Raw genomic sequence first — 24,720 nt, 5'->3', positions numbered from 1 at the left:
GCGCTGCCTCCGCAGATTAAGCCTCAAACAGAAACCACTCACCCCTTGGTCTCGCCCATGAACGGCTGATATTATGGCGACACATCTGACCACTTAATCGAATTTTCGCCAGCAAACGGAACCAAGCCCATGAAAAACAAGCTGATAGAGAGCCTGCGTGGCAGCCTCTCTACCCTGCTCTATTTCCTCAATACCTTGTTCTGGGTGATGCCCATACTGGGATTGGCCCTGCTCAAACTGCTGATCCCTCTCGCCCCCTGGCGTACCCGCTGCAGTGCCCTGCTTGATGGCTGCGCCAGTCACTGGATTGGTTTCAATAATCTGATCCAGCAAACCCTCACCAAGACCCAATTCGAGGTGGTCGGACTGGACAAATCTCGCCTTAACCAGTGGTATATGGTGATTGCCAACCACCAATCCTGGGTCGACATACTGGTACTGCAGCGGGTTTTTAATCAAAAAATCCCCTTTCTGAAGTTTTTCCTGAAGAAAGAGCTGATTTGGGTACCTTTTCTCGGACTGGCATGGTGGGCGCTCGACTTTCCCTTCATGCGGCGATATTCGAAGAAGTTGCTGGAAAAAAAGCCATATTTGAAGGGAAAGGACATAGAAACAACCCGACAAGCCTGTGCCAAGTTCCAGCATATCCCGGTAAGCGTGATGAACTTCGTTGAGGGAACCCGCTTCACGGCTCACAAGCATGACAAGCAGAGGGCTCCCTATCGTCACCTGCTCCATCCCAGAGCGGGCGGTATCGCCTTCACCCTGGCGGCCATGGACGGCAAACTGCATCAGCTGGTCGATGTGACCATTGGTTACCCGGGCGGGATCCCGAGCTTCTGGGATTTTATGTGCGGCCGGGTTGGCACTATTCGAGTCAGGGTGCGCTTCCTGCCCATAGAGCAACATCTGGTGGGGGATTATTTCAACGATCCCGCCTTTCAACATGATTTCCAGCAGTGGCTGAACGGGATCTGGCACGACAAGGATCAGACCCTGAACCAACTGCTGAGCGATGAGATACGCCCTTGTTAAGTCTGCTACCCGGCCCCCTGGTGCTGCTGCTAAGCGTCAGTCTGACCATCATATTCACCGCCCTGTGCGCCAGCCTGATCCTGCTGGTGTCGCTGCTCAAGCTGCTGCCGATCCCGGCCCTCGATCGCGCTTGCAGCCACATCAACAACGGCATCATGCGCCTGTGGCTGAGCGGCAATGCCTTCGTCATCCGCCTCACCACCCGCATCGAGTGGCAGATAGAAGAGAACAGCCAACTGCGCAGGGATGGCTGGTACCTCATCGTCAGCAACCACCAGAGCTGGACCGACATCGTGGTGCTGGGTCACCTGTTTCGCGACAGGTTGCCGGTGCCCAAGTTCTTCATGAAGCACGAGCTCATCTATATTCCGCTGCTTGGGCTCGCCTGCTGGGGGCTGGACATGCCCTTTATGCGCCGTTATTCCCGGGAGTTTTTGCTGCGCAATCCACACCTACGCGGCCAGGATATCGAGACAACCCGCAACGCCTGCGAGAAGTTTCGCCATCTCCCCACCACCGTCATCAACTTTGTCGAGGGCACCAGGGTCACGGCGCAGAAGCAGGCCCAGAGCCGCTCGCCTTATCGCCATCTGATGCCGCCCAAGGCCGCAGGCCTGGCCTTCACCCTGGCGGCCATGGGGGAGCAGTTCGACAGCCTGATCAACGTCACCATCCGCTACCCGGACAACAGCAAAACGCCGTTCAAGGACTTTCTGATGGGGCGGATGAAGCGCATTCAGGTGCGCATCGAGGAGCTGCCGGTGGATGAGGCGCTGATGGGCGACTACTTCAACGACAAGCAGTTCAAGCGCGGTTTTCAGGCATGGCTGAACCAGCGCTGGCAGGAGAAGGACGAGGTATTGGAACAGTGGCAGCGAGCTCAGGAACCCGCTACGGTGGCCGCCAGGGAGAGTGCCAGAGCCAGCTCGGGCAACTGATCCTCGCTGAACACCTGAATGCCGTGGCGGCGCAGCAAGGCCGTGGTCTTGCCCTCTCCTGCCATGGAAACGCCTTCGAAATGGCCATTATAGATACGGCCGCTGCCACAGGAGGGGCTCCCCTCCTTGAGCAGGGCGAAGCGGATCCTCTCCCGCAGGCAGAGCGCCAAGGCCAGTTCGGCCCCATGGTCAAACTCGCGGGTGACATCCAGCCCCGTCACCGTGATCACCCGCTCTCCCTGGCGCTCGGCAGGTGGACGCGGGGTCGGCAAACCACCGGCTACCTCGGGACAAAATGCCAGCGTCCGCCCCTCGGCCCCCAGGGTGGTGAGCCAGTCGCTGAGGATCCCCTTGCTCTGACCGTCGTAACGCACGGGCTGCCCCAGCAAGCAGGCACTGACCAGCAGCTTCTCCATCATGATCATCCTTGTCAGTTATTTCAGACCTCGGCGCCGTGCATCACTTGATCAAAGAGGATGCAGGGCGAGGCATCGAGCCGGTAGAGGCTGGCGGGCCTCTGCTTGCCGGTGCGTTTGCGGCCGGTGTCGGCCAGGATGTTGGCACGATGGATCCGCTTGCGAAATGCCGCCGTGTTCATGGGGGTCCGCAAGATGATCTCATAGGCCCGTTGCAGCTCGGAGAGAGTGAATTCACGGCCGAGCAGTTGCACCGGCAAGGTGCTGTAGCGGCTCTTGATCATGAGCCGCTCCAGGCCTTTGCCAATGAGGCGATCGTGATCAAATGCCAGGGTCAATCGGTCCAGATCGGCGAGCGGGTGCCATTGGCCCCGGCTCGCTTGCAGCTCGGGGCCGACCAGACAGAGGTAAACCAGGGTGGTGGACCAGCCGCGGGGATCCCGTGCCAGATCGCCCAGGGTGCAGACCTGTTCGCTATAGCAGACCCCGAGGCCCCACTCGGCCAGCAGCCGCTGCAAGGCATCCTCCAGATCCCGGTCCCGGCGCTCGTCGATCCGCCGGGCGGGCAGTTGCCAACAGTGGGCAAAGGGTGGGCGTTGACGCGGCTCAAGCAGCAATTCCAGCCGCTCTTCGTTCAAACGCAGCACCACCATGTCCAGACTCATGCTCGGCATCTTGCTCGTCTCGCTCGCCTTCCATTAATGTTTGGTAGATAATATCACATAGATAATATGTGCAGGAGCCGTTCATGGGAATCATCGCCAGCCTGGATATAGACGCGCAAAAGGGATTCACGCCCCTCTGCCCCGACGAGCTCCCCGTGCCCGGCGGAGACGAAATAGTCGCCGCCCTCAATGGCCAGGCCGCCCTGGCCAGCCTGCGCATCGGCAGCAAGGATGCCCATCCCCGAGCGCCACTCTGGGTCACGGGCCAGCCCCTGACGCCGCTGCCCCACGCCAATGTGGATCTCAGCTGGCCGAGCCATTGCGTGCCGGGCACGCAGGGCTTCGAGCTGCTCGACGGCCTGCCCGCCCCCATCGACTATGACTTCTTCGTCTGGAAGGGCATAGAACCCGACCTGCACCCCTATGGCGCCTGCTACCATGACCTGGCCGGACGGCGCAGCACCGGCCTCATCGAATTTCTGCGCAGTCGCAACGTCAGCACAGTGCTGGCCGGCGGCCTCGCCACCGACTACTGCGTCAAGACCAGTGTGTTGCAGCTGCGCCACGCCGGTTTTCGCGTCATAGTGCATCTGGATGCCTGCCGTGGCATCGCCCCCGAGACCATTGCCAGCGCCCATGTCCAGATGACTGAGGCCGGGGCCGAGCTGGCCCGGAGCCTGACCGATATACAACGCCTGCTGGATGCCTGATATGTCCGTTAGACATACCCACCAGCCTGCCGGGAACCTGATGCATATGCCCCCTATCCTCACCAGCCTGCTCGACACCGATGCCTACAAGCTGCACATGCAGCAGGCGGTCTATCACCGCTATCCCGACGCCGAGGTGGTGGCCGAGTTCCACAGCCGCAATGAGGAAGATCTGCTGCCCATGATGGGTCAGGTCGAGGAGCAACTGCGCCTCGCCGGTTCCCTGCGCCTGAGCAAGGCACAGAGCCTGTTCCTGGCCGAGCGTCCCTTCTTCAGTGCCGACTACCTGGATCACCTGCGCCGCAAGCCCCTCGACGCCTCCCTGCTCAAGGTGTTCGAGCAAGATGGCCGCATCAATGTGCGGGTCGAGGGCCCCTGGCAGGATGTGATCCTGTGGGAGATCCCGGTGCTCGCCACCATCAGCGAGATGCGCAACCGCTTCCGCTATCCCCAATTCGGGGTGAGCCAGGCCCTGGTGCGACTGGATCAGAAGATCGACAAGCTTGAAGGCACCTTGAGTCCGGAGGAGATGCAGGATTTCAACCTCATCGACTTTGGCACCCGTCGCCGCTTCTCCCAGGCGGTGCAGGATGCCGTGGTTGGCCGCCTCAAGGAGCGTCTGCCCTGTTTTCGCGGCACCAGCAACTATCAACTGGCCCAGAAATATGACCTGCCTGCGGTCGGCACCCAGGCCCACGAGTGGTTCCAGGCCCACCAGCAGCTCGGCTTTCCCTTGGCCCAGAGCCAGCGTGCCGCCCTCACCAGCTGGCTGGACGAATTCAGCAGTCACCTCGGCATCGCCCTGACCGACTGCATCACCATGGATGCCTTCCTGCACGACTTCGATTTCGAGCTGGCCAGCCGTTATCAGGGGTTGCGCCATGACTCCGGCGATCCCGTGGTGTGGGGCGAGAAGGCCATCAGCCACTACCAGCGGCTCGGCATCAATCCGGCCAGCAAGACCCTGGTCTTCTCCGACGGCCTCAACCTCGACAAGGCGGTGGCGCTGTTTCGGCACTTCCGCGGCCGCATCAACACCAGCTTCGGCATCGGCACCCAGCTCACCTGCGATCTGCCGGGGGTGAGCCCGATGAACATCGTCTTCAAGCTGATGGAGTGCAACGGCGGCCCGGTCGCCAAGATCTCCGACAGTCCGGGCAAGACCCTCTGCCGGGATGCGGACTTCGTGCGCCATCTCAAGCAAGCCTTCCACCTGCCCCGCTGAGCCATCCCATCGCTCAGGCGCAACGGCCAGTGAATGCAGAACAACAAAGCCGGGATAAATGGGGGCCGAACTGGCATCCGCGCCCCAGGATGCATACCATATGCCCATTCCAAGGTCCGACGTCCATCGGGCCTTCTCTTTGTCCATCACCTTGCCGCCCAACAGTCATCTACCAAAGGAAAGTCACATGCTGAAGAAATGGATACTTCCCCTCACCGCCCTCTTCGCCAGCCTGGGGGCCAGCGCCGTCGAGCCGCTGCGGGTCTCAGCCATCCCCGACGAGGCGCCGACCGAGCTGCAACGCAAGTTCGCCCCTCTGGGTGACTATCTGGCCGAGCAGACCGGCCGCGAGGTGGTGTTCGTCCCGGTCAATGACTACGCCGCCGTGGTGGAGGCCCTGGCTGCGGGCAAGATAGACATGGCCTGGCTGGGCGGTTTCACCTATGTGCAGGCCCATCGCCGTGCAAACGGCGTCATCCCGCTGGTACAACGGGCGGAAGATGCCCAGTTCACCTCCAAGTTCATTGCCAACGCCGACAGCGGTATCGAGACCCTCGCCGATCTGAAAGGCAAGGACTTCGCATTCGGCTCTCCCTCATCCACCTCGGGCCACCTGATGCCGCGCCACTTCCTGGCCGAAGAGGGGATCAATCCTGAAAAAGATTTCGCCCACGTAGCCTTCTCCGGCGCCCATGACGCCACCGTCGCCTGGGTCGCCTCCGGCAAGGTGCCAGCGGGTGCGCTCAACGCCTCGGTCTGGGACAAGTTGCTGGAAGAGGGCAAGGTAGACACCAAGAAGGTGAAGGTTATCTGGACCACGCCGACCTACTTTGACTACAACTGGACGGTGCGCGGCGGCATGGATCCCGCCTTGCAAGCCAAGATCAAGCAGGCCTTCCTCAAGCTGGATCCCAAGGTGCCTGCCCAGGCCGAGATCCTGAAACTGCAACGGGCCAGCCGCTTCATCGAGACCAAACCCGAGAACTACCAGGGTATCGAAGCCGCCGCCGTCCAGGCGGACCTGCTGAAGTGATTGCCGTTGACCTGCGTCAGGCCAGCCTGCGGCTCGGTGATCTGCCCGTACTGGCAGCGATCGACGTGCAGATCCAGGCCGGGGAGCGGGTCGCCATCATAGGGCCGAGCGGCGCGGGCAAGACCAGTCTGCTGCGCCTGCTCGCCACCGAACTCAGAGCAGACCATCCGGGGGCCCTGCTGCTGTGGCAGCAGGATCCCTGGCAGCTCTCGAGCCGGGCGCGGCAACGGCTGCGCAGCCGCATCGGCATGATCTGGCAGGCGCCGCCCCTGCCCCCCTCCCAGTCCGTCATCACCGCCGTGCTGGCGGGTCGGCTCGGTCAGTGGTCACTGGCCAAGGCACTGCTCTCCCTGTTGCGTCCCTGCGATCCCGCTGGCGCCCGCACCGAGCTGGCGCGATTGTCCCTGGCGGACAAGTTGCACCAACCCTGTGGCGAGCTCTCCGGCGGCCAGTTGCAGCGGGTCGGCATCGCCCGGGTGCTCTATCAAAACCCGGACCTGATGCTGGCGGACGAGCCCGTTTCGGCGCTCGATCCCGTGCTGGCGCAAGCCTGCATCCTTACCCTGCAACAGCAGGCAAGGGAGCGAGGCAGCACGCTCATTACCAGCCTTCATGCGGTGGATCTGGCCCTGAGTCACTTCCCGCGCATCATAGGCCTGCGTCAGGGCCGCATCCTGTTCGACTGCGCCGCCGAGGCGGTCAGCCCCGCCATGCTGGCCGAGCTCTATGGCAACGAGCCGCCGGGCAGCCTGGGAGCCGATCCGGTGCCATCGTGCTAGCCTCCCGCTCCCGCCTGACCCTGCGTAGCCCCTGGGGCTGGCTCCTGCTGCTGGCGCTCTACGGTCTCTGGCAAGATGCCGCCAGCTGGCGCGCCCTGTTCGAGCCCGCGAGTTGGCAGCAGATGGGCAACTTCGCCGCCCACAGCTGGCCACCGCGTCTGGATGGCGACTTCCTCACCCTGACCCTCAAGGCCACCCTGGAGAGCCTGGCGGTGGCTACCCTGGGACTGTTCGGCGCCCTCCTGCTCGGGGTGCCCTTCGCCCTGCTGGGATCGCGGGCGCTCTCCCTGTCACGGATAGGCGCCCTGCCCGCCCCCCTGCGCAGCGGCCTGCGGGCGCTGTGCCGCCTCATCGCCATCCTGCTGCGCAGCCTGCCCGAGCTTATCTGGGCGCTGCTGTTCGTGCGTCTGTCGGGGCTGGGCCCCATGGCGGCCATCCTGGCCATCTCGGTCAGCTACGGTGGCATGCTGGCCAAGGTCTACAACGAGATCATGGAGAGCGGCGCCCTGCAACCGGCCCGGGCCCTGTTGCTCAGTGGCGCAGGGCGCTTGCAGGCACTCTGTTACGGCGTGCTGCCTACGGTGCGTCAGGAGCTGCTCTCCTACACCGTCTATCGCTGGGAGTGTGCCTTGCGCGCCTCGGTCATCATGGGATTCGTGGGGGCCGGAGGCCTGGGTCAGCAGCTCGAACTCTCCCTGCGCATGTTCGCCGGCGGTGAGGTGGCCACCCTGCTGCTGGCCTTCGTGGCCCTGGTCGTGCTGGCCGATGGCCTGAGCGCCTGGCTGCGCCACAGCCGCTCCCCCGGCCTGTTGCTCTGCACCCTGCTGCTGCTCGCCTGTCTGGGGGCCGGTGTACTGCTCGACTGGCGTACCCTGAGCCTCTCCTTCGGCGGCATGGGTCGTTTCCTGGCCGAGTTCCTGCAACCGGACTGGTCTCCCGCCTTCCTCACCCTGGTGGCCCACGGCCTGGTCGACACCCTGCAGATGGCGCTGCTCAGCACCCTGCTCAGTGCCCTGCTCGCCATGGGACTGGCCGTGCTGGCACGCCAGTTCTGGCCGCTGCGCCTGCTGTTCAACCTGCTGCGATCCATCCCCGAACTGATTTTTGCCAGCCTGCTGGTGATTGCCGTGGGGCTGGGGCCGGTCGCCGGTGTGCTGGCACTGACCCTGCACACCACAGGCGTCTTGGCCCGGCTCTTTGTGGAGACCCTGGAGAATGCGGATCAGGGGCCGCGCCGCGCCCTGCAGCTGGCAGGGGCCGGGCGGCTGGTCAGCTTCTGGTACGGCCTGCTGCCCATGGTGTGGCAACAGTGGCTGGCCTACAGCCTCTATCGCGGCGAGATGAACCTGCGCGCCGCCACCATTCTGGGCGTGGTCGGCGCCGGTGGCCTGGGTCAGCAGCTCTATGTCTCCCTGAGCCTGTTTCGCTACGATCAGGCCGCCACCCTGCTGCTCGCCATCCTCTTGCTGGTCTGGCTGGCCGAGGAGCTCAGCCGCCGCACCCGCTTGCCCAGCATCTCGCGCCAGCAACGGGACTGCCAGGTCTGACCCCCTGAGGCATCCGGCTCAATCCCCCATAAAAAAACGCCCGCCGGTTTGCACCGGCGGGCGTTTTATCAGGATCAGGGCAATCAGTCTTTCTTGGCGAGCAAGAATTTCACCAGCTGATTGAACTGCTCCTGGGAGGTGATGGATTCAATCTTCACCATGTACTTGCCGTTGACCAGGAAGGCCGGTACGCCACGCACGTTGTAGGTCTCGGTGTTGCGATCGAACTGGGAGACCATGCCGGAGACGGCGAAGCTGTCCACGGCACCGGTGAACTCTTCGGCCGGTACACCGTTGTCGACGAAGATTTTCTCCACATCGTTGCGGCTCTGGGGCACCTGACGCTTGACGTGGATGGCATCGAAGATGGCTGGGGTCAGCTTCTCTTCAGCCTTGAGCAGATTGGCAACCGCATAGGCGCGCTGCAGCTCGGGGCCCATCTCGCGACCCAGGAAGGCGACCGGGTTCTTCTTCAGGGTCACCCCTTCCGGCAGGCTCTTCTGCAGATCGTCCACGATCGGCTCGAACTTGAAGCAGTGAGGGCAGAAGTAGGAGAAGAACTCCATGACCTCAGGCTGAGCACTGCCAGTCTGTTTGACTACCTCATAGTTGACGCCTTCCTTGAACTCAGGGGCGGCGTGAACCATGGGTATCATCAGCATGGCAGCAAGAAAGCACAGTATTTTTTTCATGATGTTTCCTGTTAAGGGGAAGCAGTGAGGCACGCCCGGAGAACCGAAGCAGACCAAGCCTATTGCGTCCCCCTCCCGGCGTCAATGGCAAAGGAGGGGGGCCGCAGGGCAAGCCCTGTCATGATGCGGCACTATGGCAATCGCCGGCTCAGGCGTCACCAACCCGGTGTCAGGGTCAGAGGAGGCGCACTCAGGGCCGCCAACTGCTCATGCAGGCTGGCGATCTGGCTGCGCCAGTAGTGCTCGGTATTGAACCAGGGGAAGTGGCGGGGGAAGGCCGGATCCTCCCAGCGCCGTGCCAGCCACCCCATGTAGTGCACCATGCGCATGGCGCGCAGGGGCTCTATCAGCGCCAGTTCACGGTGGTCAAATTCCATGAACTCCTCATAACCGGCCAACAGGGTATCGAGCTGGATAAGCTGCTCGCTACGCTCCCCCGAGAGCAGCATCCAGAGATCCTGAATGGCGGGCCCGGTGCGGCTGTCGTCGAGATCGACGAACATGGGGCCATCGCGCCAGAGAATATTGCCCGGGTGGCAGTCGCCGTGCAGGGCTATCTGCGCCACATCGAGGCGCAGGGCATCGGTCACATGCTTGGTCAGCTCGTCGAGCAGGCCGAAGAACTCCCGGGCCAGACCGCTCGGCAACCACTCTCCTTCCGCCAGCAGGGCACGCGGCTCATGGAGCATGCTCTCTACATCGAGGCGAACCCGGTGCTGGAAGGGGCGAGTGGCGCCGATGCTGTGGATGCGGCCCAGGTAGCGACCTACCCACTCCAGCTGATCCAGGTTATCCACCTCGAACTGGCGGCCACCGACGCTATGCCAGATGGCGAAACCGTAGCCCTGATGCTCGAGCAGCGTCTCCCCCGCGAAGGCGATGGGAGCCGCCACCGGGATCTCGGCCTCGTTCAGGGCGGCGGCAAAGCCATGCTCCTCCAGGATCTGGGCCCGGCTCCAGCGCCCTGGCCGGTAGAACTTCACCACATAGCGGCGCCGATCCTCATCCTGAAACTGGTAGACCCGATTTTCATAGCTGTTGAGCTCGATGAGACCGGAATCGACACGCAGACCACTGAGGTCCAGGGCATCCAGGATGAGATCGGGATTGAGGTCGGAATAGTTGAAACGCATGAGATCCACCATGAGAAAGGGGCGCCGATGCGCCCCATTCTATCATTACCCCGGCAAATGATTGGCGAAACTGGCCCGCCATTTGCGTCATATCATCCTCACAATCGGCTGATGAACTTGCTGGCCTGACGCAGCTCTGCCTTGCCATCATCAGGGGCCGCATCGGCCCGCCTGAGCACGAACTGGATATCCAGGGTCGGCCGTTTCAGGTTGTAGGGATCCACGGCCAGGCTGATGGGCAGGGTATAGATCTCGCCAGCCTTCAGGGTCACCTCCCGCGGACCGAACCACTGGTGCTCGGGCAGCCCCTCCACATCCAGCTCGAAGACCTGGGCATGGAGGGTCTTGTTGAGGATCTTGAGGGTATAGGTGTTCTCTATCAGACCCTCACTGTTCTCGCGGAACAGCTGGTTGCGATCCCGGATGATGTCGAGCCCCATGGGCATGATGGACATGGCGTTGTAGGCGAACACCCCCAACATGATCACCATCACCAGGCCATAGCCCAGCAGCTTGGGCCGCGCCACATGGGTGCTGTCGTGCTCCAGCTTGTGCTCCGTGGTGTAGCTGATCAGCCCCTTCTCGTAGCCCATGCGCTCCATGGTGTTATCACAGGCATCGACGCAGGCGCCGCAGTTGATGCACTCGTATTGCAAGCCGTCACGGATATCGATGCCGGTCGGGCAGACCTGCACGCAGAGATCACAGTCGATGCAATCCCCCAGGCCCAGGGTCTTGGGATCCACCTTGCGGGGACGGGGGCCCCGGTGCTCGCCGCGCTTGGTGTCATAACCGACGATGAAGGTGTCCTTGTCGAACATGGCGGACTGGAAGCGGGAATAGGGGCACATGTGGATGCACATGATGGCGCGCATCCAGCCCGCGTTGCCATAGGTGCAGGCGGCGAAGAAGATGACCCAGAAGGCGACCCAGCCCGAGGCTGAAGCGGTAAAGAACTCGGGTATCAGCGCAGTGGCATCCTGGAAGTAGGCCACGAAGGTCAGCCCGGTGCCCAGCGACAGCAGGATCCAGGCCAGGTGCTTGGCGCCTTTGCGCAGCAGCTTGTCCGTATTCCAGGGGGACGCGTCCAGCTTGCGGCGCTTGTTGGCCGAGCCCTCGAACTTCTCTTCAAACCAGATGAACATGAAGGTCCACACCGTCTGCGGGCAGAGATAGCCACACCAGACCCGCCCCAGGAAGGTGGTCACGAAGAAGAGGGCGAAGGCGGCAATCATGAACACCCAGGCGAGCAGGGTGAGATCCTGAGGCCAGATGGTGGCGCCGAAGATATGGAACTGCTGGTTGCCGATATCGAACAAGATGGCCTGTCGGCCGTCATAACGCAGCCAGGGCAGGGCGACGAAGAGCACCATGAAGAACCAGCCCATCAGCTTGCGCAATCGCTGCCAGCGGCCAGTCTGGGCCCGCACATAGATACGATTGCCCGGATTGAACCTGTCGTCGCTCGACTTGAAGGCATTCGGGTTGAAGCTCCCGGTCACGCCTGTGTCGGTGACATCCTTGATGTCGATCTTCTCCTGGTCGGCCATTGCTACCCATCACTCCAGTAATTGTTATGGCGCGGATTATATCTTAAACAGCCTGCTAACAGTGTGGGTTTGATCTGTTGAATATTGGAGCGCTGTCGCAATTTTCAGCAACAAAAAAGGCCCATTGCCAGTTGACCATGCGCCTTTCTTTCAGATTCCCTTGAAACCCGACCCTGCCAGCCAGGTCGAGCGGGGATCACTTGATGCCACGCGCCTTGAGCAGGGCTTCTTTGAAGTCTGGCACGCTGTCCTTGGCCAGACCCGGGATCATCGCCTGCTTGTCGGCATCGCGCATCTTGAGGTGGTAGATCAGCATGTCATCGGTCAGCTCGGAGAGCGAGCCCTTGAAGCCAGCCTCTTCGGCCAGCTTGGCCACGAATTGCACCAGGCTGAGATCCTGCTCCTTGACCCAGGCGGGTTGCAGTAGCTCGAGCAGCTCTTCGATACGATGACATTGCATAGACGACCTCTTTATCTGTCAGTAATGAGTCAAGCCACCTTACCCATCAAGGCGACTTCGATCCGATCCCGGCCATTATGCTTGGCCTGATAGAGAGCCGCATCCGCTTTCTGCACTAAATCCGTAATTTCGAAGTGGTTATCCGGCACCAGGGTTGCCACCCCGAAGCTGCAGCTCACCTGGCCAGAGACCAGCGACTTCTGATGGGGGATCTGGATCTGCTTGAGGGCATCACGCACCTGCTGAGCCACCTGCAAGGCGCCTTGCATGCTGGTGCAAGGCAGCAAGAGGGCAAACTCCTCCCCCCCATAACGAGCAGCCAGATCATCTTCGCGGCGCGGCACCTTGCCGAGCAGGGCTGCAACCTGTTGCAGACACTCATCACCGGACTGATGGCCGTAGTGATCGTTGAATTGCTTGAAATAATCCACGTCTATCAGCACCAGGGAGAGTGGCGCCTGAGCCCGATGACAACGGCGCCACGCCTTGGTCAGACAGTGATCCAGATGGGCGCGATTCGCGATGCCGGTCAAGCCGTCACGGCGCGAGGTGAGCTTGAGATGTTCCGAGACAATCTTGAGTTCGGCGACCAGGTTGGCATTGGAAAAACGATGATAGAGGGAGGCGGCCTGATCCCGGCGCAGACGGCGCAGCAGGGTCGGCAGGAACACAAACAGATAGCCCGAGAGCATGCAGGCGACGATCCGTTCCTGCTCATTGCCCTGCGCCAGCTCGAACAAGATGGCGAGTCCCAGGGGCAACATGGCGCCATAGAAGGCACGTCGGCTACCAAACAGCATGATGGCGCTGCCGGTCAGGATCAGGCTGGTCAGCATCATCATGGCGGCGCGATAGGCGTCGGGCAGCTGACCCATATAGAGCAATACGCCGAGGGCCCAGACGATGGAGGTGATGGTCACCCCGATGAACAGCTCCCGCTCGAGCAGGGCCAGGGGGGTAGTATCGAGCCGGGACTGACGCCAGCGCAGGTGCCATCCCCGGCCACAGAGCGTCAACAGCACCATGCCCAGCCAGGTCAGCGCCTCGATGGCGGGCAGGTAATCATGGAACAGCAGCGCCCATCCCAGGGCCAACAGCGCCAGACAGGGCAGACTGAACGAGGCATGGGTATAGAGCTGAGCCATGATGGCTTGCCTGACCTGTCGTGTCACACTCTGGCTCAAGGGGAAGGTACTCCATTTGCGATGGCCGCATAGTCTATCCCAGCCCCCGGCAGCCAACAACAAACGGCCAGTTATTAACCACTCAGTCAGCCAAGGCCGCTGCCAGCGCAGTCTGATTCTCAATAAAATACATAACAATCAACATTTTAAATGCATATTGTCCCTGGTGATGGCTCACCCCTTCTCCAGTTCGTCGAGGATGGGGCAATCGGGTCTGTCATCCCCGTGACAGCAGGTCACCAGACCCTCCAGGCTGGTCAGCATGGCCTGCAGCCCCTTGATGCGATCGCGCAGATCGACGATCTTCTCCTGAGCCAGCTTCTTCACCTGAGCACTGCTTCTGTGCTTGTCGCGATAGAGCACCAGCAACTCCTGACACTCCTCCAGATTGAAGCCGGTCTCCCGCGCTCGCTTGACGAAATGCAGCTCGCGCACCGTCTCCTCCCCATAGCTGCGATAGCCGTTATCGCTGCGCTGAGGGGGGGTGATAAGGTCAATGCTCTCGTAATAACGGATGGTCTTGGCACTGAGGCCTGTGGCCTGAGCGGCCTTGCTGATATTCATGACTGACTCCTGATTGCCGGCTGCGCCACTGGCGGCCGGCGTACTGTTGCAACATCGAACGAGCAGGCCGGGTCATCCCCCGCCCCATCGTCACTGTGTTCACCCAAACATGTAAGCTACGCAGCTCAGCGTGATGCCCGCCCGGCCTTGGGCTGCCAACGCTTGAGCAAGAGCGAGTTGCTCAATACCATCACGCTGCTCAGGGCCATGGCCGCCCCTGCCAGTTCGGGGCTCAGATAACCCAGCGCCGCCAGGGGAATGCCAATCACGTTGAAGGCGAAGGCCCAGAACAGGTTCTGGCGTATGGTGCGCCAGGTGGCCGCCGAGATGTCGATGGCATCGGCAACCAGCCGTGGATCGGCTCGCATCAGGGTGATGGAGGCCGTCTCCATCGCCACATCCGATCCCGACCCCATGGCAATGCCAACATCGGCCGCGGCCAGCGCGGGGGCATCGTTCACCCCGTCCCCCACCATGGCCACCAACCCCTGAACCTGCTCACGCAGCGCCTCAACCTTGGCCACCTTGCCATCCGGCAGGACGGAGTCGAAGGCCCCGGTCAGCCCCAACTTGGCGGCGATATGTGCCACGGGAGCCGCGGCATCGCCACTGACCAGCCAACTCTCGATGCCCCGTGATGCCAGCTCGGCGACCGCCGGCCGGCTCTCGGGGCGCAGCTTGTCTGCCAGCACCGCTACCCCGGCCAGGGTATTATCGATGGCGACCCAGACCCGGGTCGCCCCATCCAGACTCTCGGGCACTTCGACCACCAGCCCCAGGGTCGCCATCAACGCAGGATTGCCAATCGCGACCCTGTGCCCCTCGACCACCCCCTGAATACCGGCCCCGATCCGCACCTCGACCTCTCGGGGCTCGGGCAGCACCAGCTCGCCTTGCGTCTCGACCATGGCCCGGGCCAGGGGATGTTCACTCGCTTGTTGCAGAGCCGCCGCCAGCCGCAGGGAGTCCGCATCACCACTCCAGCTCTGCAGCACTGGCCTTCCTTCGGTCAGGGTGCCCGTCTTGTCGAAGATGAGCGCCTTGATGGCATGGGCCTTCTGCAGGGTATCCACGTCCTTGATCAGTATGCCGTGACGCGCAGCCACCCCGGTGCCGGTCACTATGGCGGCTGGCGTGGCCAACCCCAGGGCGCAGGGGCAGGCAATGACCAGCACCGCCACCGCCGCCAACAGGGCCTGACCAAAGTCACCTGCCCACACCCACCACAGCAGCAGGGTGAGCAGGGCAATCACCATCACCACCGGCACGAACACAGCCGAGACGCGATCGACCAGTTGCTGCAATGGCGCCTTGCCCATCTGGGCGCGCTCGACCAGGGCGATGATCTTGCTGAGGCTGGAGTCCTCACCCACAGTGGTGGCCTGGATGGTCAACACCCCGGAGCCATTGATGGCGCCGCCCAGCACCGCATCGCCGACCCCCCGCAGCACCGGCATGCTCTCACCGGTGAGGATGGATTCGTCCAGCTCGCTGCTCCCCTGAATGATGCGACCATCCACCGGCACCCGCTCGCCGACCAGCACCCGCAGCGTGTCCCCTCGCAACACCTCGTCCACGGAGACGCTGACCCACTCCTCCCCCCGTAACAGGGTTGCAGTATCGGGCCTCAGCGCCATCAGCTCGCGGATGGCCGACTGGGTGCTGCGCCGGGCGCGGGTCTCGAGCAACTTGCCCAGCGAGATGAGGGTGATGATGAGGGCGCTCGCCTCGAAATAGAGGTGGCCAGAAGCCTCGGCCCCCAGACTCAACCAGAGGTAGAGGCTATAGAAATACGCGGCGCTGGTACCGGTCGCGACCAGCACATCCATGTTGGCGGCCTTGTTTTTCAACGCCAGCCAGGCCCCACGATAGAAGCGCGCCCCTATCCAGAACTGCACCGGGGTCGCCAGCGCCCACTCGGCCCAGGCGGGCAGATGCCAGCTCAACAAGCCTGCCATGGCGAACATCCCCATGAGCAGCGGCAGGGTCAACAGGGCGGCGATCACCACCTGACCCAGCGCCCGCTTCGCCTCTGTGCGCTCCTGTGCCTCCCGGGCCTGCAACTGTTGCTGGCGCGAGGTCACGCTGCCGCGTACCAGTTCGGCACCAAAGCCCAGCGCCACTATCTGATCCCGCACCGCGGCCGGGCTCAGCAAGCCGGGCAGCAGCCTGAGCCGGGCCAGTTCGGTGGCGAAGTTGACCTCGGCCGACTCTATGCCCGGCAGCGCCGCGAGGGCACGCTCGATGCGGCTGGCACAGGCGGCGCAGCTCATGCCGCTCACCTGAAAATCGACTCCCTCGCTTGGCACCTCATAGCCTTGCTGGCGAATGCTCGCCACGACGTCGGGTAGTTGCGTCTCGCTCTGCAGTGCCACGGCGGCCTGCTCCAGGGCGAAATTGACACTGGCCTCGACACCGTCGATCCGGTTAAGTGCCGTTCCTATGCGGCTGGCACAGTTGGCACAACTCATGCCGCGGATCGGCACCTGGATGGATATGGTCATGATAAGCCTCCTGCGACTCACTGTGCAGAAACCTTAACCTTTACTGTAAGGGGAAGCTCAAGCATAAAAAATAACGAGGCAAAGCCTCGTCATCGAAATACGCATCTCCTCGCCCCAACTGCCGGGGTTACCGCTCAGACCAGGTGACGAGCCACCCGGTTGAGCAGCGGACGAGCCAGCAGATAGCCGCCGAGCATGGCGCCCATGACCGCCAGTACTCGCACATCGAGGGAGGGGCTCAGGCGGGCGGCCAACAGTGTCAACAGACCAATGAGACCGGTGGCTATCAGGCTAAGGGCAAACAGGGACAGGGTGGATTTCATATCAATCTCCTCGGGCGTGGCCATCCATGGGAGACCTGGATCCTTGTGGTCAAAGCGTAACCACGCCAGGCTGGACTCACGCTGATCTGGCGCAATAAATGTGCAAACGGACCCACCCTGACCCGATCCCCAACGACACAAGCCGGATAAAAGATGAGCAGGCTCAATGCCACCGCCACAGGGCTGGCTCATAATTCGGGGGTTTTGAATGTAAACTGGGTGCGGCCAGGGCGAGACACTCTGTTACATGAGTCCACTCACCGGCTCGGTATACTAACCACAATAATAAGGTTTGGCGGGAACCTTGCCTGCAAGGTTCAAATACAATTTGGAATCTCAGGAATCCTATGAAAAATATCAATCCAACCCGGACCCAGGCCTGGCAGGCTCTGGATGCTCACTTCGCCGCAGAGGGCAAGATGCAGCTCAAGGAGCTGTTTGCCAAGGATGCCAAGCGCTTTGACACGTTCTCCCTCACCTTTGGCGGCGACATCCTGGTCGACTACTCCAAGAACCTGATCACCGAGCAGACCCTCAAGCTGCTGATTGATCTGGCCAAAGAGACTGACCTTCGCAGTGCCATCGATGCCATGTTCAACGGCGACAAGATCAACCAGACCGAGGGCCGTGCCGTGCTGCACACCGCCCTGCGCAACCGCTCCGATCGCCCGATTGAGTGCGACGGCAAGGATGTGATGCCGGAAGTGAACGCCGTGCTGGCCAAGATGAAAGCCTTCTGTGACAAGGTCATCTCAGGCGAGTGGAAGGGCTATACCGGCAAGGCAATCCAGCATGTGGTCAATATTGGTATCGGCGGTTCGGATCTGGGCCCGGTGATGATCACCGAGGCGCTGCGTCCCTTCAAAAACCACCTGCAGATGCACTTCGTCTCCAACGTCGATGGCACCCACATCGCCGAGACCCTCAAGCAGATCGATCCGGAAACCACCCTGTTCCTGGTGGCCTCCAAGACCTTTACCACCCAGGAGACCATGACCAACGCCCTGAGCGCCCGGGACTGGTTCATCAACATCGCCGGTGACAAGGCCCACGTGGCCAAACACTTCGCCGCCCTCTCCACCAACGGCAAGGCCGTGGCCGAGTTCGGCATCGACACCGACAACATGTTCGAATTCTGGGACTGGGTCGGCGGCCGCTACTCCTCCTGGTCTGCCATCGGCATGCCCATCGCCCTCTCCCTCGGTTTCGAGCACTTCGAAGCCCTGCTGCAAGGCGCCTTCGAGATGGACATGCACTTCGCCACCGCCTCCTATGAGCAGAATGCCCCTGTGCTGCTGGCGCTGATCGGTCTCTGGTACAACAACTTCCATGGCGCCGAGTCCGAGGCCATCCTCCCCTACGATCAGTACATGCATCGCTTCCCCGCCTACTTCCAGCAGGGCAACATGGAATCCAACGGCAAGTACGTGGATCGCGATGGCAACAAGGTCGACTATCAGACCGGCCCCATCATCTGGGGTGAGCCGGGCACCAACGGCCAGCACGCCTTCTACCAGCTGATCCACCAGGGTACCAAGCTGATCCCTTGTGATTTCCTGGCGCCGGCCATCAGCCACAACCCTATCGGTGACCATCACCCGAAACTGCTGGCCAACTTCTTTGCCCAGACCGAGGCCCTGGCCTTTGGCAAGCATCAGGATCAGGTGATTGGCGAACTGCTGGCCGCGGGCAAGAGCCAGGCGGAGGCGCAAGCCTTGGCCCCCTTCAAGGTGTTTGAAGGCAACCGCCCGACCAACAGCATACTGTTCAAGCGCCTGACCCCGAAGACGCTGGGTAGCCTGATCGCCATGTACGAACACAAAATCTTCGTGCAAGGCGCAATCTGGAACATCTTCAGCTTCGACCAGTGGGGGGTAGAGCTCGGCAAACAGCTCGCCAATCAGATCCTGCCTGAGCTGAGCGGCGACAGTGCCGTCACCAGCCACGACAGCTCGACCAATGGTCTGATCAACACCTGGAAAGCCTGGAAGGCCTGATGTCCCGGCGTTGACTGCATGCAAAAGCCCCGCTCATCGAGCGGGGCTTTTTATTGGCACTGATACTGTGCTGATCGGGTGTCCAGGCCAGTCAGCGGGCGGGAGTCGTCACCCCCACCCTGAAGAAGCTTAGCCGCCGACGGCGATGCGCTTCATGTCTTTCATATAACCGCGCAGCACATGGCCGATCTGTTCGATCGGATGGTTGCGGGTCGCCTCGTTGGCGGCCAGCAGCGCCAGGTTGTCGACGCTCTGGCTGTCAGCCTTGCTGGCACCCAGATCACCGGCCTGCAGGGTCGGCATGAAGTGTTCGCGCAGCAGCGGCACGGCGGCGTTGGCAAACAGATAGTTACCGTATTCGGCGGTATCCGAGATGACCACGTTCATCTCATACAGACGCTTGCGGGCGACGGTGTTGGCGATGAGCGGCAGCTCGTGCAGGGATTCGTAGTAGGCGGACTCTTCATAGATGCCGGACGCGACCATGGTCTCGAACGCCAGCTCTACCCCCGCCTTGACCATGGCCACCATGACCACGCCGTTGTCGAAGTACTCCTGCTCGGCAATCTTGCCAGCAAACGCCGGGGCATTTTCGAAGGCAGACTTGCCGGTCTCTTCACGCCAGCCGAACAGCTTGGCATCGTCTTCGGCCCAGTCGGCCATCATGCCGCGGGAGAACTCGCCGGCGATGATGTCATCCATGTGCTTCTCGAACAGCGGGCGCATCAGGGTACGCAGCTGCTCGGAGAGCTCGAAGGCACGCAGCTTGGCCGGGTTGGAGAGGCGGTCCATCATCAGGCTGATGCCACCCTGCTTCAGGGATTCGGTGATGGTCTCCCAACCGAACTGGATCAGCTTGCCGGCGTAGGCTTTATCGGCGCCCTCGGCAACCAGCTTGTCGTAGCAGAGCAGGGAGCCGGCCTGCAGCATGCCACAGAGGATGGTCTGCTCGCCCATCAGGTCGGATTTCACTTCCGCCACGAAGGAGGACTCCAGCACGCCGGCACGGTCGCCGCCGGTCGCAGAGGCCCATGCCTTGGCGATGGCTATGCCTTCGCCTTTAGGATCGTTCTCCGGGTGGACGGCAATCAGGGTCGGCACACCGAAACCACGCTTGTACTCTTCCCGTACTTCGGTGCCCGGGCACTTGGGCGCCACCATGACCACAGTGATGTCGGCGCGGATCTGCTGACCCTCTTCGACCACGTTGAAGCCGTGGGAGTAACCCAGGGTCGCGCCCTGTTTCATCAGCGGCATCACGGTTTTCACCACGTCGGCGTGCTGCTTGTCCGGGGTCAGGTTCAGTACCAGATCGGCGCTCGGGATCAGCTCTTCATAGGTACCGACCACGAAGCCGTTGTCGGTGGCTTTCTGCCAGGAAGCACGTTTCTCGGTGATGGCTGCCTTGCGCAGGGCGTAGGAGATATCCAGCCCGGAGTCACGCATGTTCAGACCCTGGTTCAGGCCCTGGGCGCCACAGCCCACAATCACCACCTTCTTGCCCTTCAGTACCAGGCAGCCGTCGGCGAATTCGGCCCGTTGCATGAAACGACACTTGCCCAGCTGGGCCAGCTGCTGACGCAGGTTCAGGGTGTTGAAATAGTTAGCCATGGTGATTGCTCCGTTCAATTAATTCCAAGCCGCTATGGGCGTGATTCCGTGCCGCTATGGGCCTTGACCAAACCACTATAGCGCGGGACAGATATTGCCTGAACTGATATATTCGAAATAGTACGTTGCATAAATTGAAATGTTAACCTGCACTATCCCACGCCGTGTTTCCCTCCACAGCCATGTCTGGGAGACATTGTCCGCACCCTTATATTCGTCACCACAGGCCGACGCAGGAGTTGAAAGATGGATCTTCGTAATCTCGAGCTGTTTCTCCACCTCGCCGACAGCTTGCACTTTGGCAAGAGTGCCGATGCCATGGCGGTCAGCCCCTCCACCCTGAGCCGCGCCATCCAGCGCCTGGAGCAGGAAACCGGCTGCATCTTGTTCGAGCGGGACAACCGCAGCGTGCGGCTCACCCCAGCTGGGGAGAAGCTGCGCGAGTTCGGCGGCAATCTGATGCAGGAGTGGCGCAGGTTACGCCTGGAACTCAAGCGCAGTGACGAACCCCTGCAGGGGCGACTGCGGGTATTCTGCTCTGTCACCGCCAGCTACTTCCTGTTGCCCGATGTGCTGGAACGCTTCCGCCGTCGTTATCCTCAGCTCGAAATCAAGCTGGAGACCGGGGACCCGGCCCTGGCAGTCGACAAGATCCTCAGTGAAGAGGTCGACATCGCCATCGCCGCCCGCCCCGACGCCCTGCCCGCCAAGCTGGAATTTGCCAGCCTGCAGCAAGTGCCCCTGGTCTTTATCGCGCCACGGGCCGCCCCCCAGCTCAGCCAGTGGTTCCGCCATGGCGAGCCGGACTGGGAGCGGTTGCCGCTCATCCTCTCCGAGCAGGGTCTGGCCCGCAAACGCTGCGATCAGTGGTTTCGCAACAAGGGCATCGCCCCCAACATCTATGCCGAGGTCGCAGGTAACGAGGGGATAGTCGCCATGGTGGCCCTTGGCTGTGGCGTGGGTCTGGTGCCCGCCGCCGTCATAGACCACAGCCCCATGGGGGAAAAGGTACGCATCGTCGAACCCAAGCCTGCCCTCAAGCCGTTTGATGTGGGCATGGGAGTGCTCAAGAAGCGGCTCGATGAGCCCCTGGTCAAGGCGTTTTGGGATACAGCCAAGGGCCAGCACAACTACGGTTAGCCTCTGCCTGGCCTGTGTGATGACAGATCTGACAGCTATCACCGTCCCCCCCTTTGACTACACTAGGCTCCCCTCACTCAAGGAGACCCAAGGAGTCGCCATGAAGGATCACCTCGTCGAAATCAGGAGCCCGGTGTTGTTTGAAGAGTACTTGCAGAGCATGGGCCTGCCCCGCGCCTGCCTGGAACAGGAGCAGGAGATCTATCGCCAGGACCGCCATCTGGCGGCGGTGCGCCTGATCAAGGGGGAGATGCGGTTCTATCTGATGGCTGCTGAACTCGGCAAGCGTTGATACCGCATCTGGTCACAGAACCCGCGCCTGAGACAGGTTAGACTGAGGCTCTGTGCCCAGCAACGGATGCCCTCATGAAACCCAGCGGCCTGGATCGTCTCTTTACCCCGCACTCCATCGCCGTGATCGGCGCCTCGAGCAATCCCCAGAAGGCGGGCCATGTGGTGATCCGCCACCTGCTGGCAGGTCAGTTCAAGGGGCCCATACTGCCGGTCAGCACCGATAGCCAGGCCATCGCCGGTGTGCTGGCCTATCCGGATGTGGCCAGCCTGCCGCTCGCGCCGGATCTTGCCATCATCTGTACCCGCCGCGAACGGGTGTTACCCCTGGTTGACGCTCTGGGTCAACGAGGGGCCGGCGCCGTCATCATACTGGCTGGCGACTTCAGCGACCAGGAGCGTGCCGAGCTGCAACGCTTGCGCCATCAGTACGGCATTCGCCTGCTCGGCCCCAACAGCATGGGCATGCTGCTGCCTGGCCAAGGCATCAATGCCAGCTTCTCCCCCATCGCCGCCAAGCCTGGTCAGGTCGCGTTTCTCTCCCAGTCTGCGGCGGTGAGCACCACCATTCTCGATTGGGCCAAGCAACATGAGGTCGGTTTCTCCGCCTTCATCTCCCTTGGGGATCACTGCGACATCGACTTTGGCCAACTGCTCGATCAGCTCTCCCGAGACGGCACAACCCGCGCCATCCTGCTCTACATGGACAAGCTGCATGATGCCCGCCACTTTCTCTCAGCGGCGCGAGCGGCCTCGCGCAACAAGCCCATCCTGGTGCTCAAGAGTGGTCGCCACGATCCGAGTCACGGCCTGGATAACGTCTATGACGCGGCCATTCGTCGCGCCGGCATGCTGCGAGTGCGCGACACCCACGAGCTGTTTGCCGCCGTGGAAACACTCAATCATTCGTTGCACCTCAAGGGAGAGCGGCTGGCCATCATCTCCAATGGCCGCGGCCTGGCCAATATGGCAGCCGATGTGCTGCAAGAGCGTGGTGGCAAGCTGGCGGCCGCCCCCCTCGACATCGGCAGCGACGCCGATATCCAGGCCTATCAGGATGCCCTCGACAACGTGCTGCAGGGGGATGAGGCCGATGCCATCTTGCTGATCCATGCCCCCTCCCTCACGGCTCGAGGCGTGGAGCTGGCCCGCAACCTCATCGATTACCTCAAGCAACACCCCAGAGCCAGACGCTTCAATCTGCTGACCAACTGGGCGGGGGAGTTCTCCGCCCAGGAGGGCAGGCGACTGTTCAACGAGGCGGGCATCCCCACCTATCGCACGCCCGAAAGTGCGGTCAACGCCTTTATGCACATGGTGGAATATCGCCGCAACCAGAAGCAGTTGATGGAAACGCCCGCCTCCCTGCAGGGGGACAGAGTGGACTTGGCCCTCTGCAAGAAATTGATCCAGCAGGCCCTGAGCCGCAAACAGTACAGGTTGGATACCCATCTGGTGCAGCCCCTGCTGCAAGCGAGCGGACTGACCACCCTGCCCACCTGGATAGTCACCGATGCCATAGAGGCAACCCTGACCGCCGAGCAGATTGGCTACCCGGTAGCGGTCAAGTTGAGATCCCAAGACATAGCCCACAAATCATCGGTACACGGAGTCATGCTCAACCTGCGCACCTCAAGCGAGGTGGCCCAGGCCGCCGATGCCATCCTGGACCGAGTACGTCAGCATGATCCGGGCGCAAGGATCGAGGGGTTGCTGGTACAACGCATGGCCAGGCGGAGCGGGGGGCTGGAGTTGAGGATCCGCATTCAGCAGGATCCGGTATTTGGCCCCGTGATACTGCTGGGAGAGTCCGGGGCCGAGCCCCGGGAGATGGTGGCCGCCCTGCCCCCTCTCAATCAGGCTCTGGCCCGCTATCAAATAATCGAAGCCCTCAAGAGCCGCAAGATCAGGGAACAAGCGAGCCCGGAGCGCCTCGATATCATGGCCCTGGCCCAGGTACTGTGTCAGCTTTCCGAGTTGCTGCTCGCCTTCCCCGAGATCCACGAGCTGGATCTCCACCCGCTGCAGGCCTGTGGCGACGAGATGGTGGTGCTCGATGCCAGCCTGATCCTCCATGACCAGCCGAGCGCAGCCAGTAGCACACTCGCCATACGACCCTATCCCACAGAGCTTGAAGAGGGGGCCTGGCTAAAAGATCGCAGCCATGTCCTGCTGCGCCCGATCCGTCCCGAAGACGAACCGGCCCATAAGCAGTTCGTATTGCAGGTCTCCGATGAGGACAGATACAAACGCTTCTTCGCCGACGTGGGAGAACTCGGTCATGAGGAGCTGGCCCGCATGACTCAAATCGATTACGACCGGGAGATGGCCTTCGTCGCGGTAGGGCAAGGGGGTGTCTTTGATCAGCAAATCCTGGGGGTGGTGCGTGCCATCTCCACCCCGGACAAGCGAGATGCCGAGTTCGCAATATTAGTCAGGTCAGATCTGAAAGGATTGGGGCTGGGCACCCTGCTGATGGAGAAGATCATCCGCTATGCCAAGGAGGCTCAGATAGGCCAGTTGTCCGGTATGACGATGCCCATCAACCAGGGCATGATCACGCTCGCCAAGCGGCTCGGTTTTCGCATCGATATGCAGCTGGAAGAGGGGGTGGTGGAGATGCTGCTGCCGTGTGGCGGGTCAGAAGAATAAGTCTAGCTCCCATCGGTTAGCTCAGCATGGCGGTCTGGCTCGGCAGATCCGCTGGCAAGCACCTGCCAGCCCGTTGAATGGGGGTGCCGATGTGCTGTCACAGCAACGAATTTCAGGCATGAAAAAAGCCCGCTCGTGAGAGCGGGCTTTCAGGGTCTTGCTACCAGTCAAATGCCTCTGCATTTGTGGCCAATCACATCGCTGTGACCGTAATTAGGAGCCTGGCAGTGTCCTACTCTCGCATGGCGAATGCCACACTACCATCGGCGCT

General features: G+C 61.8%; 22 protein-coding genes. 11 read left to right on the top strand and 11 right to left on the bottom strand.

The window, feature by feature from the left end:
* Nucleotides 1-129 precede the first annotated feature (129 nt).
* Nucleotides 130-1,035, top strand: a complete 906-nt coding sequence (locus tag M2367_RS15010; RefSeq protein WP_042039858.1) for an acyltransferase — start codon at nucleotides 130-132, stop codon at nucleotides 1,033-1,035.
* Nucleotides 1,029-1,973, top strand: coding sequence for an acyltransferase (locus M2367_RS15005; RefSeq protein WP_259237144.1), 945 nt, complete (start codon nucleotides 1,029-1,031; stop codon nucleotides 1,971-1,973). The genes M2367_RS15010 and M2367_RS15005 overlap by 7 nt, the downstream gene beginning before the upstream one ends.
* On the opposite strand, the gene M2367_RS15000 is transcribed toward M2367_RS15005, so the two are convergent.
* Both M2367_RS15000 and M2367_RS14995 read right to left on the bottom strand, forming a co-directional pair.
* Nucleotides 1,916-2,389, bottom strand: a complete 474-nt coding sequence (locus M2367_RS15000; RefSeq protein ID WP_224432912.1) for a DUF523 domain-containing protein — start codon at nucleotides 2,387-2,389, stop codon at nucleotides 1,916-1,918. The two genes, M2367_RS15005 and M2367_RS15000, sit on opposite strands and share 58 nt — an antisense overlap.
* Nucleotides 2,390-2,412: 23 nt before the next feature.
* Complete coding sequence (locus M2367_RS14995) at nucleotides 2,413-3,063, bottom strand: NrtR DNA-binding winged helix domain-containing protein (protein WP_042039853.1); 651 nt, start codon at nucleotides 3,061-3,063, stop codon at nucleotides 2,413-2,415.
* Nucleotides 3,064-3,137: 74 nt separating this feature from the next.
* Here M2367_RS14995 and M2367_RS14990 point away from each other — a divergent pair, with 74 nt between their 5' ends.
* The 5 genes from M2367_RS14990 (at nucleotide 3,138) to phnE (ending at nucleotide 8,348) form a co-directional block, all read left to right on the top strand.
* A complete protein-coding gene (locus M2367_RS14990) occupies nucleotides 3,138-3,764 on the top strand; it encodes a nicotinamidase (protein ID WP_259237143.1) in 627 nt (208 codons plus the stop codon).
* A 46-nt stretch (nucleotides 3,765-3,810) separates the two neighbouring features.
* The gene (gene pncB / locus M2367_RS14985) at nucleotides 3,811-4,989 is read left to right on the top strand and encodes a nicotinate phosphoribosyltransferase (protein WP_259237142.1); all 1,179 of its coding nucleotides are present in this window, start codon (nucleotides 3,811-3,813) and stop codon (nucleotides 4,987-4,989) included.
* 187 nt (nucleotides 4,990-5,176) lie between these two features.
* The gene (locus tag M2367_RS14980) at nucleotides 5,177-6,022 is read left to right on the top strand and encodes a putative selenate ABC transporter substrate-binding protein (RefSeq protein WP_224431701.1); all 846 of its coding nucleotides are present in this window, start codon (nucleotides 5,177-5,179) and stop codon (nucleotides 6,020-6,022) included.
* On the top strand, nucleotides 6,019-6,801 hold the full coding sequence (locus M2367_RS14975) for a phosphonate ABC transporter ATP-binding protein (RefSeq protein ID WP_259237141.1): 783 nt from the start codon (nucleotides 6,019-6,021) through the stop codon (nucleotides 6,799-6,801). Before M2367_RS14980 ends, M2367_RS14975 begins: the two co-directional genes overlap by 4 nt.
* Entirely contained in the window at nucleotides 6,795-8,348 is a 1,554-nt protein-coding gene (gene phnE, locus M2367_RS14970) for a phosphonate ABC transporter, permease protein PhnE (protein WP_259237140.1), read from the top strand. Before M2367_RS14975 ends, phnE begins: the two co-directional genes overlap by 7 nt.
* An 83-nt stretch (nucleotides 8,349-8,431) precedes the next feature.
* Here phnE and M2367_RS14965 read toward each other — a convergent pair whose 3' ends face one another.
* The 8 genes from M2367_RS14965 to M2367_RS14930 form a co-directional block, all read right to left on the bottom strand.
* Complete coding sequence (locus M2367_RS14965; RefSeq protein ID WP_042039847.1) at nucleotides 8,432-9,040, bottom strand: thiol:disulfide interchange protein DsbA/DsbL; 609 nt, start codon at nucleotides 9,038-9,040, stop codon at nucleotides 8,432-8,434.
* Between the two features lie 155 nt (nucleotides 9,041-9,195).
* On the bottom strand, nucleotides 9,196-10,185 hold the full coding sequence (locus M2367_RS14960; RefSeq protein ID WP_042039846.1) for a serine/threonine protein kinase: 990 nt from the start codon (nucleotides 10,183-10,185) through the stop codon (nucleotides 9,196-9,198).
* A gap of 86 nt (nucleotides 10,186-10,271) precedes the next feature.
* Nucleotides 10,272-11,723 carry a cytochrome c oxidase accessory protein CcoG gene (gene ccoG / locus M2367_RS14955; RefSeq protein WP_259237139.1) on the bottom strand — a complete coding sequence of 484 codons (1,452 nt, stop codon included), beginning with the start codon at nucleotides 11,721-11,723 and terminating at the stop codon, nucleotides 10,272-10,274.
* A gap of 196 nt (nucleotides 11,724-11,919) precedes the next feature.
* Nucleotides 11,920-12,183, bottom strand: coding sequence for a YihD family protein (locus M2367_RS14950; RefSeq protein WP_042039844.1), 264 nt, complete (start codon nucleotides 12,181-12,183; stop codon nucleotides 11,920-11,922).
* A 29-nt stretch (nucleotides 12,184-12,212) separates the two neighbouring features.
* A complete protein-coding gene (locus M2367_RS14945; protein WP_259237138.1) occupies nucleotides 12,213-13,367 on the bottom strand; it encodes a GGDEF domain-containing protein in 1,155 nt (384 codons plus the stop codon).
* Between the two features lie 174 nt (nucleotides 13,368-13,541).
* Nucleotides 13,542-13,931 (bottom strand): Cu(I)-responsive transcriptional regulator, encoded by a 390-nt coding sequence (gene cueR / locus M2367_RS14940; protein WP_259237137.1) that lies wholly within the window; start codon nucleotides 13,929-13,931, stop codon nucleotides 13,542-13,544.
* Between the two features lie 125 nt (nucleotides 13,932-14,056).
* Entirely contained in the window at nucleotides 14,057-16,435 is a 2,379-nt protein-coding gene (locus M2367_RS14935; RefSeq protein WP_259237136.1) for a heavy metal translocating P-type ATPase, read from the bottom strand.
* A gap of 134 nt (nucleotides 16,436-16,569) precedes the next feature.
* Nucleotides 16,570-16,758, bottom strand: a complete 189-nt coding sequence (locus M2367_RS14930; RefSeq protein ID WP_259237135.1) for a holin — start codon at nucleotides 16,756-16,758, stop codon at nucleotides 16,570-16,572.
* 347 nt (nucleotides 16,759-17,105) lie between these two features.
* On the opposite strand from M2367_RS14930, the gene pgi reads away from it, so the two are divergent.
* The gene (gene pgi / locus M2367_RS14925) at nucleotides 17,106-18,755 is read left to right on the top strand and encodes a glucose-6-phosphate isomerase (protein ID WP_259237134.1); all 1,650 of its coding nucleotides are present in this window, start codon (nucleotides 17,106-17,108) and stop codon (nucleotides 18,753-18,755) included.
* A 129-nt stretch (nucleotides 18,756-18,884) separates the two neighbouring features.
* Here the strand turns inward: pgi and ilvC are convergent, their stop codons facing one another.
* Entirely contained in the window at nucleotides 18,885-20,366 is a 1,482-nt protein-coding gene (ilvC, locus tag M2367_RS14920) for a ketol-acid reductoisomerase (protein ID WP_259237133.1), read from the bottom strand.
* Nucleotides 20,367-20,612: 246 nt separating this feature from the next.
* On the opposite strand from ilvC, the gene ilvY reads away from it, so the two are divergent.
* The 3 genes from ilvY to M2367_RS14905 all read left to right on the top strand — a co-directional run bounded on the left by ilvY (nucleotide 20,613) and on the right by M2367_RS14905 (nucleotide 24,449).
* Nucleotides 20,613-21,506 carry an HTH-type transcriptional activator IlvY gene (ilvY, locus tag M2367_RS14915; protein WP_042039838.1) on the top strand — a complete coding sequence of 298 codons (894 nt, stop codon included), beginning with the start codon at nucleotides 20,613-20,615 and terminating at the stop codon, nucleotides 21,504-21,506.
* A gap of 100 nt (nucleotides 21,507-21,606) precedes the next feature.
* Nucleotides 21,607-21,798, top strand: a complete 192-nt coding sequence (locus M2367_RS14910) for a hypothetical protein (protein WP_224431692.1) — start codon at nucleotides 21,607-21,609, stop codon at nucleotides 21,796-21,798.
* Between the two features lie 74 nt (nucleotides 21,799-21,872).
* A complete protein-coding gene (locus M2367_RS14905) occupies nucleotides 21,873-24,449 on the top strand; it encodes an acetate--CoA ligase family protein (RefSeq protein WP_259237132.1) in 2,577 nt (858 codons plus the stop codon).
* Nucleotides 24,450-24,720: the final 271 nt, after the last annotated feature.

The sequence above is a fragment of the Aeromonas sp. BIGb0445 genome (assembly GCF_024809075.1).
GTDB classification, from domain to species: domain Bacteria; phylum Pseudomonadota; class Gammaproteobacteria; order Enterobacterales; family Aeromonadaceae; genus Aeromonas; species Aeromonas rivuli.
This window is presented reverse-complemented; position numbering and strand designations above follow the sequence as displayed.